Origin of the sequence: Chitinophaga sp. CF118 (genome assembly GCF_900112615.1) — a bacterium.
Lineage (GTDB): Bacteria > Bacteroidota > Bacteroidia > Chitinophagales > Chitinophagaceae > Chitinophaga.
In genome coordinates this window covers 1-12,288 of sequence record NZ_FOMK01000013.1, presented here as the reverse complement: position 1 = coordinate 12,288, position 12,288 = coordinate 1, and the positions used below count along the sequence as shown (strand labels likewise).

Genomic DNA, 12,288 nt, shown 5'->3' with positions numbered 1-12,288 from the left:
TTGTGACACAATGAAGAAGATAACTAACATATTTCAGGCTCTCTCATTGTCTTTCTTTTTGGCAGGCACACTGGCAGTAGTTGCCATGAATGCACATGCCAGTGACAACATAATAACTGACAAGAATAAAGACAAGATTAAGAAAACAGAAAGCGGATTATCGCTGATGCCTAAAGCCAACTTAAGCCTCGATGCAGGTTTTCGTTACAGTGGTTCTATGAACTCAACTTTTAAGCTATCATCTGATAATAATAACGCTGTGGCGTTTAACATAAAGTCAGTAATGAGTTTTAAGAAGGGAAACGTTACTTATGTGCTGCCTTATGCAACACAGGTACAGCAACCTTCGAACATGAATTTCCATCATCTGCAGATTGTACTGCCTTTGAAACGGAATTAATTAATCAACTCTGATTTTGCATTTTTGCTATAAAAAAGGCTTCGGGTTTCCGAAGCCTTTTTGTTTTTATACATTAATTTCCCATTTTCATCAACTCTTCCCTGCTGATTTCTTTGTAACCAGATTTGGGTGTATCGAAATAAGAACCGGGTACCGGGAACAGATCCACCTTTGTAGCAATCATCGTCATTTTAGTACCATTCTTGTTAAGCACCTCAAACTGTAAAGGAATCCCTTTCAGATTAACGAACCGGCGGTTAAACTGTTTGTTTTCAGGTACCAGATCAGGACTGTAATACACCTCTATAGTTTGACCGTCAGCTAATTTACCAACAGCCCTTTTGCAGGTATACCCGGCTATTTCCTTAGTTTCTTTACTATCAATAAATTGTACACCAGAATATTGTTTCAGGTCTTTTTCATACTCATCTTTTCCTGCGCGGATCAGGTATTTATCGCCATTATTATCAATCAGCGTTACCACTGTTTCATTCCGGCTATCGATGAGGTAACTGTAATGAACAAGTTTAAAGTCGATGTCAACACGGCTTTGATGTCCTTTTAGATATTGAGTAAATGTGCTTCCTTCAAAAGTAAGATCTCCAGGCTGTTGGGCAGGTCTTTCTATACGATAAACAATCTTTGCGTCTGATACCAGGCGCTGTGCAGTTAGCCCGCCGGTGACAAGGCTGGATAACAGCAGCATTAATAGATATTTCTGCATAACAAATGTTGTATGTTTCATAGGTATATTGAAAAAATCATACCGGTTTACCATTTCATTTTTTCCTTTGTCAGAAACGCCTGAATACCCCGTTGACAATCAGCATGTTCGCGGGTAGCAGCATTCATTTGGGCTGCCTGTTCCAGGGCTTCATCAAGGGATTGATCCAGTACTCCGGAGATTAATTTTTTAGTCACTTTTAGGGAATTGGCAGAAGTGCCGCTGCAAAGATCTTCTGCAACTTTTGCTACATGAGAAGCTATATCACTAGCTGGAATTACCTGGTTTAAAAGGCCATAGTCTTCCGCTTTCTGAGCAGGTACCAGTCTTCCCGTCAATAATAGATCCCTGGCACGTCCTTCTCCTATCTTCCTTACCAGGAAAACAGCTACCAATGCAGGTATAAACCCAATTTTCACTTCTGTGTAGCCCAACAATGCTTCCGGTATGGCATAACTCAGGTCGCAAAGGGTAACCAGTCCGCATCCGCCGGCTATGGCATGTCCTTCCACCTGGGCAATAACCACCTTGTCATGATAATAGATCTGTTGCATGAGTTGCATCAGTGCGCGGGAATCGGCGAGATTTTCTGCTCTTGTATTTTTCTGAAGCTGTTGTAGATATTCAAGATCTGCTCCAGCACAAAATGCTTCGCCGGAGCCTTTCAATATAATCACCTTTACGTTTACATCTTTTTCTGCCAGTTGAAAAGCAGACTGTAACTCTGCTACCATGGCACCGTTAAGCGCATTACGCTTTTCCGGACGATGCAAAGTTATAGTGGCGATGCGTGTTGTTACATTATATAGGATATGTTCAAACGTCATTTATTTCGTATTGGCAATTTCAGATTGCAGAATGAATATAGCAAGAACCTGTGAAATTCTGCAATCTGAAATTGTCAATCCAATTTATTGTGTGATCTCTTCGATCACTTTCCCAACGTTCCCACTGGGCATTTGTATATGTAGTAAAGCAGCAAGTGTAGGAGTAATGTCAGTCATCCCAACAGTCCGGTTACTATGACCAGGGTGAATGCCCCAACCCATCCATACCAGCGGAATATGCGCATCATAAGGATTCCATACGCCATGTGTAGTACCAGTTAACCCACCTTCGATATAACCCGGCAATAATACATATTGGATATCTCCGCTGCGTTTCATATTAAAACCGTTAGCTATCATGGAACGCATAGGTTCCGGTAAAGTGGTGGTCATTAGTTCTGTAAGAGAAAATGCATTGGCAATAGCCGGTTGTTTCAGCAGATTGGCAATGATCAGGTCCCGGATTTCTTTTTCAGGTTTCCCCGTATTAGCGATAGCATCGTGGTCAAGGCTTAACTGGAAATTATCCGAAGCAATGATTGCTTTTTCCACACCAAAACGATCTTTCACGATCTGATTCAGGGTAGTAACCAGCTTAGTATCGCGCCATGCTTTGCCTGGTAATTTATTTTCCTCCATAAAGCCGGGTACATGTGCTACCCCATGATCTGCTGTAATGAAAAAAGTATACTGCCCTTTCCCTACAGTCGCGTCCAGATATTTAAAGAAGTTATCCAGGTCTTTATCCAGACGCAGATAAACGTCTTCAATTTCGATTGAATTAGGACCAAACTGATGCCCTACATAATCGGTAGACGACAGGCTGATTGCCAGCATATCCGTTACAGACCCTTTACCTAACTGGTAGGCATCCATTGCTTTCTTAGCAAATTCCAGCGTCATAGTATTGCCAAAAGGAGTGGAAGAGATATCTCTGGCAGGGGCCACATTCAGATCGTGCGGAAATACAGTTGCCGTGGCTCCCATATAACGGCCTTCATAAGCTTTATTATCCCCCGTACTCAGTGTGTAGGTATTAATTGGATATAAAGTAGTCCATGGCTGGCTAAGATAGCGTGCAGGCCATTTTTCACTATTAAAGTCCTTTGCCCAGGATGGCAGTTCTTTCATATAATAGGTACTGCTGATCCAGTTGCCCGTACTACCATCATACCAGTAGGCAGCAGTAGCACTATGGCCAGCAGGAAGGATGGAGCCCCTGTCTTTAATAGCTACGCCTATTACCTTACTCTGGAAGTTGTTTGACAATCGCAATTCATCCCCGATAGTAGTTACCAACATGTTACGCGGGCTCATTTTTCCAGCATTGGAAGTACTCCCAACTGTACTTACGGAAGTATCTTCAGCACAGTAGAGGTCTCTCCCCAACTCGCGACTGTACCAGCTATTACCAATAATTCCGTGTACGGCAGGTACAGAACCGGTATAGATACAGGTATGTCCGCAAGCTGTTATCGTAGGAGTATAATTAATTAATGTATTTTCGCAGGAGAATCCTTCTCTCAGCAGCCGTTTAAAGCCACCATCAGTATAACGGTCAGAGTAGCGGTATAAGTAGTCCCAACGCATTTGATCCACCACTATACCGACCACCAGTCTGGGACGATTAACGTTTTTTGAAATAACAGTGTTACTTAGAGAAGTTGTGTAACCTGGTTTAGGTGAAGTTGCCTTTTGTGCAAATACGCTTAGCGAAGTAAATAAGCATGTTATCAAAAGGATACCAGGGAGAAATTTCCAGTTCATGATTCTTGTTTCTTGATTATTGTTCACTTTATAAAAGTAACTCAAGTTTACAAAAAGTAATATTTTAATACCTTTGTGTCCGGTTTAAACAATCATTATTAATCATTAATTAACATATGGATATATTCGAGAAACTGCTTAAACACATGGGCCCGATTGGCGAACACTCAAATAGAGCTCATGGTTATTTTGCTTTTCCCAAGCTGGAAGGTGAAATAGGTCCCCGTATGAATTTCAGGGGTAATGAAAAAATTGTTTGGAGCCTGAACAACTACCTGGGACTGGCTAACCATCCTGAGGTACGCGCTACGGATGCCAAAGCAGCAGCAGACTACGGACTTGCTACTCCAATGGGAGCCCGCATGATGAGTGGTAATACCAATTACCATGAGAAGCTGGAGAAAGAATTATCCGACTTTATGGGCAAGGAAGACACTACACTGCTTAATTATGGTTATCAGGGTATTATGAGCTCTATCGATGCTATCTGTAACCGCAGAGACATTATCGTATATGATGCAGAGTGCCACGCCAGTATCATTGACGGGTTGCGCCTTCACCAGGGCCACCGTTATGTGTTCAAACACAATGATATAGAAGATTGCGAAAAACAACTGAAACGCGCTGAAGAACTGGCCAAAACTTCCGGTGGGGGAATTTTGGTAATCACTGAAGGTGTATTTGGTATGGCCGGCGATCAGGGTAAACTGAAAGAAATTGCTGCACTGAAAGATAAATATGAATTCCGTTTCATGGTAGACGATGCACATGGATTTGGTACTATGGGTAAAACCGGTGCCGGTACAGGTGAAGAACAAGGTGTACAAGATAAAATTGACCTGCTGTTCAACACTTTTGCAAAATCCGGAGCTTCTATCGGCGCTTTCATCAGCGGCGATAAAGCCATCATCAACTATCTGCGATATAACTCACGTTCCCAGATCTTTGCGAAATCTATTCCTTTGCCATTAGTGATAGGTCACTTAAAGCGTGTGGAACTGATGCGTAAACATCCGGAAATGAAAGCAAAGCTGTGGGAAAACGTAAATAAGCTCCAGAAGGGCCTCCGTGACCGTGGCTTCGACATAGGCAGAACTAACTCTCCTGTTACGCCTATTTACCTGCAGGGAGATATTCCAGAGGCTACTGCAATGTGCCTGGATCTGCGTGAGAACTATAACATTTTCTGTTCTATCGTGGTATATCCTGTTATACCTAAAGGTCAGATCATCTACCGTCTTATCCCTACCGCTGCTCATGGCGATGAGGATATAGAACTGACGCTGGAAGCTTTTACCCAGACCAAAGCCAAACTGGATAAGAAAGAATACAAGGTGGCTGAGATTCCAATGGTATAATCCATCAGATCATCTAACTATATTAAACAACAAAGGCTCCAGAAGGAGCCTTTGTTGTTTAAATGGGCTGGCCAAAGGTCAGCCCTATTTATTTGAACTCCGTTAATATTTCTGCAAACAGGAAGCCCCTCTGTGGCTTTGACTCAACCTTCTGCAAACTTTAAACAGGATTATTTTAACCAGGAAAGTAAGCTTAAGATAAGACAGTCAAAATACTGCCTGAAACCATTACTGGTACTGCATTATATAATATTGCTTATAAGCTGCTTATATCCTGCTTCCAAGCTGGTTATATGGTTCCTATAAGCTAAGCATATAAGAACCATATAGGGAAAGGCCTTCCAGCTTATAAGCATATAAGAATACTGGTACAATCAATCCCCTATTGGAGTTGATCCAAGAGCTCTCTGGTTATTAATTTATTGAAATGGGAGGTAGTGAAAACAGTGAAGCCCCGGTAAATCCGGGGCTTCAAATTTAAATTTTTCTTCTCACTAGGTGTAATAAATCACATAGCTTTCATTAGGACATGGTAGAACGTAAATTGGTCTTCATAGAGTAATGGAATCTCGGGATTCCACAAATAAGGTGATCTACTTAAAGATCTCTTTCATAGGGATAGGAATCTTGTGATTCCAGGATAAATAAGTAGGTGGTCTTTTACCGCCTCTTTCATAGGATAGGGAATCTTAATGATTCCAGGATAAATAAGACAGGTGGTCTTTTACCAACCTCTTTCATAGGATAGTGAATCTATGTGATTCAGGATAAATAGACAGGTGGCCTTTTACCGCCTCTTCATAGGATAGGGAATCTTGTGACTCCGGATAAATAAGTAGGTGGTCTTTTACCGCCTCTTCATAGGATAGGGAATCTTAATGACTCCAAAATTATAGGTGGCTTTTAATGAGCCTCTTTCATAGGATAGGAATCTTTTGACTCCAAGGATAAATATTTTTATAGGGTGGTCTTTATGATATCAGACCGTATGTGTTTGCATCTCTCTTTATCAAAAGTAGGCTTCTCACTGCTATATAAGCTCACACGAAGATGGGATTTTGTTAATGAGTTGTTAAAACGAATATGTTATACAATAATTAGAATGATCGTGGAAAACCCAATACCGTGGAAGATTGCAGGGGTCTTAAAATTTATAAGTGTATGATGTACAACAATAAAAAGACAAAAAGTGCAGCATAACACCCATGTGGGATATACACTGCACTTGTTAATTTTTTTTGTGAGTATTTTTATACTAAATGAGACTCCAGGGAGGTATCATAGTTGTATTTCCAATCAGCAACAATACCCCAGCTTTCACCATCAATTACTACCTGCTCACCATGTACTAATCCTATCTTCTCGAAACGAACGGAATAGTCAGAAGCATCTACCAGGCTATGTAACAGCGATTCGAACTTCTCTTTATCGTCAGGTCTGATTGTTACTACCACGCGGCTCTGGCTTTCACCAAACAGGTAAGCATCCTTACGGAAATTGCTGTTTGTCTGGATATCAAAACCAAGTCCGCCGGCCATAGCGCTTTCCAGCAGGGTAATGAACAGTCCGCCTTCACTTACATCATGAGCAGATTGCAATAATCCTGCTTTATTCAGTTTTGCGATAGCTTGTTGCAGCTGTTGCTCCTCTTCCAGGTGGAAGTGAGGCGCAGGGCTGTATTCAATTCCTAACAGCTTGTGAAGGTATTCGGAGCTGCTGATATCATTGCGGCTTCTGCCTACCAGGTATACAAGGTGTCCTGTTTCTTTAAAGTTCAGAGTTATACGCTGTTCAATGCTATCCAGTATACCCAGCATACCAATCGTCGGTGTTGGATATACAGGGCCATCAGGAGACTGGTTATAGAAACTCACGTTACCACCGGTAACAGGCGTATTAAATTTACGGCAGGCTTCACCCATTCCCTTCAGGGCGTATACGAACTGATAGTATACTTCCGGATCGTAAGGATTACCAAAGTTCAGACAGTTGGTAATTGCTACCGGTTCACCACCACTGCACACAATGTTACGGGCAGCTTCAGCTACAGCGATCTGACCGCCGGTATGCGGGTCTGCAAATACATAGCGGCTGTTACAGTCTGTAGTCACTGCGAGTGTCTTTTTAGTACCCTTTACAGTCACAATAGCAGCATCGCTTGGAGCATTGGTGCTGGCATTGGCAGTACCTACCATGCTGTCGTACTGGGTATAGATCCAGCGCTTAGAAGCAATGTTAGGCAGTTTGGCCAGTCTTTCCGCCGCGAAGCGTGCATGGAGGGTATCCTGAATATTCTGGATATCAAATGCCTTAACCTTTTCAAAGTAAGCGGGTTCTGTATATGCACGGTGGTATTGAGGAGCACCGCCACCGAGTACCATACTTTCTGCCGGCACATCTGCTTCCAGGTGACCGTTCATATAGAACTTCAGATTTTTGTCTGTCGTTACTTCACCGATCTGTACGCAGTGCAGATCCCATTTTTCAAATATTTTCAGCACTTCAGCTTCCTGGCCTTTGTGCAATACGATCAGCATTCTTTCCTGGCTTTCGCTCAGCAGCATTTCCCATGCTTTCATATTCTCCTGACGGGTAGGAACCTTGTCCAGGTGAATGATCATACCATGTTCTCCTTTGGCGCTCATTTCGGCAGTAGAGCAGGTAATGCCCGCAGCACCCATGTCCTGCATACCTACCAGTGCACCTGTTGGGATAATTTCCAGGCAGGCTTCCAGCAGTTTCTTTTCCTGGAAAGGATCGCCTACCTGTACGGATGGCAAATCTTCCACGCTGTCTTCAGTGATATTTGCGCTGGCAAAAGAAGCACCGCCGATACCATCTTTACCGGTAGCAGAGCCTACAATGAATACAGGGTTACCTGCACCATAAGAGGTAGCGGATACTGTTTGTCCCACTTTCACGATGCCTACGCTCATGGCATTTACCAGAGGATTGGTACCGTAGCAGTCTTCAAAGTATGCTTCACCACCCACAGTAGGAACACCAAAGCAGTTGCCGTAGTGGCCTATACCATGTACAATACCTTTTAACAGGTGTTGTGTTTTTTTATCGTTGAGATTACCAAAGCGCAGGGAATTCAATGCTGCGATAGGACGAGCGCCCATGGTAAAGATATCACGGTGGATCCCGCCCACACCTGTAGCAGCACCCTGGAAGGGTTCAATTGCAGATGGGTGATTATGAGATTCAATTTTAAATACGCAGGCATAGCCATCGCCAATATCTACCAGACCGGCATTCTCCTCTCCTGCTTTCACAAGGAGGCGTTCTCCTTCACGGGGCAAGGATTTCAGCCATACAATTGAATTCTTGTAACTGCAATGCTCACTCCACATTACAGAGTACATACTTAATTCGGTAAAATTAGGAGTGCGGCCAAGTATACTAACAATACGTTCAAATTCGTCAGCAGTAAGACCAAGCTGTTCGGCAGTTTCAACAGTAGTTTGGGAAAACTTATCTGTAGTTTCTGTAGTTTGCATGTAACTAAAAGTATGAGTACGATAGATAAAAAGAAGATGCGAAACTACAAGTTTTTCCTGCAATTGACAAAGGATATTGGGACTTCATCAGAAGGGATTGCTATTATATATTACATATGAGGCAAATGATCACAGTAAATGCTGTATTTTGAGCATTTAACTGCTATACATCTTCAATTTACTACCTGTAGCGCACAACTTTAGCAGCATATACAAATTATTATTTTTTTAATGTATTAGTTTAGAAGTTTGTCACCCTTATTTTTTTATTTAAAAATTAAAAAATTAACCCTTTTTACCCTCAAAATGTAATTTTTTAGTTAAAATCAACTTATTTCTTGCTTATGTAAGCACAAGAGCGTTCTTTTGTGTAAAATTATTTACAGCATGCAATCGTTACGCTTCACCGCGCTGGAAAACCTCTCCGGCGTTGATCTGAAAATCAAACCCGAACCAGTCGCCGGTACCAAAATCACCGAGGTCTTCGGTATTAATGTTTTTACAGGAAAAGCAATGCGCGAAAACCTGAGTGACGAAGCTTATAAGAGTTTAAATAACTCTATTAAAGCCGGCACCAAGATCGAGCGCAAAATGGCTGAGCAGATAGCTTCCGGTATGAAACAATGGGCAATGAAAAAGGGTGTGACTCACTACACACACTGGTTTCAACCTTTAACCGGCACTACAGCTGAAAAGCATGATTCTTTCTTTACCCTGAAAGGTGATGGCTCTGCGCTGGAAACTTTTGATGGTGATGCACTTGTTCAACAGGAACCAGATGCTTCAAGTTTTCCTAACGGTGGTTTACGTGCTACTTTTGAAGCCCGTGGTTACACTGCATGGGATCCATCTTCTCCTCCATTCATCCTGGAACAGGGAGCAGGCAAAACACTTTGCATTCCTACTATATTTGTTGCTTACACCGGCGAATCGCTGGATTACAAGGCTCCATTGCTGAAAGCTCTTTCTGCACTGGATAAAGCCGCTGTAGACGTATGTAACTACTTCGATAAAAATGTAACCAAGATCACTGCCACATTGGGTTGGGAACAGGAATACTTCATCGTTGATGAGGCCCTGGCTAATGCCCGTCCTGACCTGGTAATGTGTGGCCGTACAGTAGTTGGCCATGCTCCTTCAAAAGGCCAGCAGCTGGAAGATCATTACTTTGGTTCCATTCCTGAGCGTGCATATGCTTTCATGCGCGATTTCGAAGAAGAATCTTACAAACTGGGTATTCCTTTAAGAACCCGTCACAATGAAGTTGCACCTTCTCAGTTTGAGTGTGCTCCTATCTTTGAAGAAGTGAACATTGCAGTAGATCACAACTCCCTGCTGATGGATGTAATGGCTAAAGTGGCCAAACGTCATAAGCTGAAAGTATTATTGCATGAGAAACCATTTGCAGGTATCAATGGTTCCGGTAAACATAACAACTGGAGCATGGCTACCGACACTGGTGTAAACTTGCTGGCTCCCGGTAAAACACCGAAGACCAACCTGATGTTCCTGACTTTCTTCGTAAACACGATCAAAGCGGTTCATGATTATGCTGATCTGATGAGAGCTTCTATTGCTTCACCAAGCAATGACTTCCGTCTGGGTGCTAACGAAGCACCTCCGGCTATCATCTCTGTGTTCTCCGGTAAATACCTGTACGATGTACTGCAGGAAGTTAAAACCCGCGTGAACAACAAGTTCGATGAGCAGGACGAAGCTATCCTGAAACTGGATCTGCACCGTCATATTCCAGAACTGTTGCTTGACAACACCGACCGTAACCGTACTTCACCTTTTGCCTTCACTGGTAACAAGTTTGAATTCCGCGCTGTAGGTTCTTCTGCAAACTGCGCATCAGCCATGACAGTATTGAATACTATCGTTGCTAAAACACTGACTAACTTCAAAGTAGAAGTGGATGCACTGATCGAAAAAGGCGAGAAAAAAGAGATTGCTATTATGCAAACTCTTCGGAAATATATTGTAGATTCGGAAAAAGTTTTATTTGAAGGCGACGGATATAGTGAAGAGTGGGAAAAAGAAGCTGAAAGAAGAGGTTTACCTAACGTAAAAACTACTCCTCAGGCTCTGGATGCATTCGTTACTTCCAAATCTTCTAAACTTTTCTCAGAAGTTGGAGTATACAACGAGAAAGAATTACATGCACGTCATGAGATTCTTCTTGAGGATTATGTGAAGAAAGTACAGATCGAAGCCCGCGTAATCGGCGACCTGGCAACTAACACTATCCTCCCTTCAGCAATCAGCTACATGAACACACTGGTAGAAAATATCCGTGGTTTAAAAGAAATAGGTCTGGGAGATTCTGCTGTGAAAGCACAGAAACAGATTGCTGAAAAAATCGCTGAACATGTAAACGTCATCAGTGAGAACGTACAGGCTATGATAGAGGCGCGTAAAGTAGCTAACAAAGTTAGCGACAGCCGTCAGAAAGCTATAGATTACTGTGAAAAAATTAAGCCGTACTTTGATGTGATCCGATACCACTCCGATAAACTGGAGTTCCTTGTGGATGACAAAATGTGGGCACTGCCCAAGTACAGAGAGCTGCTTTTCTTGCGATAAAACCGTAAGATTGTTTTGGTGTATGATTAGCCCCGGATCTTCATCCGGGGCTTTGTGTTTCTAAGAATTATTCTTATCTTCAGTTAGCCCTAATAACCGTATACCCCCTGCTTCCATATTCCATTCCCGTAATTAATTTGTGTACCCTGTAGCGCGTATATTAATCATTTCACACTCTCTTAACCCTTCTCAACCCACCTCACATGAAAAAGAATTCTATACTGTTTCTTTCAGCAGTTTTTATTACTGCTAACTTGTTATTTTCTGGTTGTGACAAACCCGATCCGGACTGTCAACCGCAATTATGCCAGATCGTTAAATTAACGAATCAGGATCCTCTGTATGGCAATTATACAGCCGATTTTGAATATGATGCAAAAGGAACACCCCTACGCATTAATCATATTCCCACAGCAACCGGGGCCACTAATTACCTGTTCAGGCATGATCAACAAAACAGAGTCACTGATGCTATCGGCGCTTATCATAACGGAAATTATGGCGATCTGTTTGAATTCTGGCACCGGTTTAAATATGATGGAAGAAACCGGGTGATTCAGGACAGCTCGTTTTACTCCGGTATTATTGGTGATAATCCCATTAAAATACCTGATGTTCCAATACTTATTCTCGTTACCACCTTTCAATATGATTCCCACAACAGGGTCATATCACTCAATGAGGTACAGGAATTTGGAGTCCGGAATCAGTATTTTTATTATAATAATATGGGGAACCTGGATTCTGTAGTCACCAAACATGGCGATGATCCTCAATATGTAGATGTTTATGGTAACTATGATAATAAGGTAAACTTCCATCTGACTAATCCCTTATGGCAGTTCATGGATAGAGATTACAGCCTGAATAATAGTTTAAATGCTACTGCATTCAATAAATACGGACTTCCAACACATATTGCATCTAAAGGAAAAGATTATCTCCATCCAACTTTTTTAACATATCTCATAGGTACACTGGACATCCAGTACTCCTGTAAATAATATGATATGGCTCAGGGTATCATGAGAGGCTGACTAAAAAGGTCAGTTTCTATAAAAACTAAAAAATATATGGCCCGCCCTGGCGGGTCATATATTTTTTAGTACCTGTTGGTATCAAT

8 protein-coding genes are annotated in these 12,288 nt (G+C 42.1%); 4 read left to right on the top strand and 4 right to left on the bottom strand.

The genetic code is table 11. The features are described 5' to 3' along the window. Positions 1-10: 10 nt before the first annotated feature. Positions 11-400: a hypothetical protein gene (locus tag BM176_RS29155; protein ID WP_090107939.1), complete on the top strand. Its 390-nt coding sequence runs from the start codon at positions 11-13 to the stop codon at positions 398-400. A 73-nt stretch (positions 401-473) separates the two neighbouring features. Here the strand turns inward: BM176_RS29155 and BM176_RS29150 are convergent, their stop codons facing one another. The 3 genes from BM176_RS29150 to pafA all read right to left on the bottom strand — a co-directional run bounded on the left by BM176_RS29150 (position 474) and on the right by pafA (position 3,718). Continuing rightward, positions 474-1,124: a hypothetical protein gene (locus tag BM176_RS29150; RefSeq protein WP_143097951.1), complete on the bottom strand. Its 651-nt coding sequence runs from the start codon at positions 1,122-1,124 to the stop codon at positions 474-476. A 47-nt stretch (positions 1,125-1,171) separates the two neighbouring features. Beyond that, entirely contained in the window at positions 1,172-1,951 is a 780-nt protein-coding gene (locus BM176_RS29145) for an enoyl-CoA hydratase/isomerase family protein (protein WP_090107937.1), read from the bottom strand. 84 nt (positions 1,952-2,035) lie between these two features. Further along, positions 2,036-3,718, bottom strand: a complete 1,683-nt coding sequence (pafA, locus tag BM176_RS29140) for an alkaline phosphatase PafA (protein ID WP_090107936.1) — start codon at positions 3,716-3,718, stop codon at positions 2,036-2,038. Between the two features lie 116 nt (positions 3,719-3,834). Here pafA and BM176_RS29135 point away from each other — a divergent pair, with 116 nt between their 5' ends. After that, positions 3,835-5,076 (top strand): aminotransferase class I/II-fold pyridoxal phosphate-dependent enzyme, encoded by a 1,242-nt coding sequence (locus BM176_RS29135; RefSeq protein ID WP_090107935.1) that lies wholly within the window; start codon positions 3,835-3,837, stop codon positions 5,074-5,076. A 1,250-nt stretch (positions 5,077-6,326) separates the two neighbouring features. Here the strand turns inward: BM176_RS29135 and purL are convergent. Continuing rightward, positions 6,327-8,579: a phosphoribosylformylglycinamidine synthase subunit PurL gene (purL, locus tag BM176_RS29130; RefSeq protein WP_090107934.1), complete on the bottom strand. Its 2,253-nt coding sequence runs from the start codon at positions 8,577-8,579 to the stop codon at positions 6,327-6,329. Positions 8,580-8,966: 387 nt separating this feature from the next. Between purL and BM176_RS29125 the strand changes: the two genes are divergently transcribed. Beyond that, complete coding sequence (locus tag BM176_RS29125) at positions 8,967-11,165, top strand: glutamine synthetase III family protein (RefSeq protein ID WP_090107933.1); 2,199 nt, start codon at positions 8,967-8,969, stop codon at positions 11,163-11,165. A gap of 203 nt (positions 11,166-11,368) precedes the next feature. Beyond that, positions 11,369-12,169, top strand: a complete 801-nt coding sequence (locus BM176_RS29120; protein ID WP_090107932.1) for a hypothetical protein — start codon at positions 11,369-11,371, stop codon at positions 12,167-12,169. The last annotated feature ends 119 nt before the right edge of the window (positions 12,170-12,288 follow it).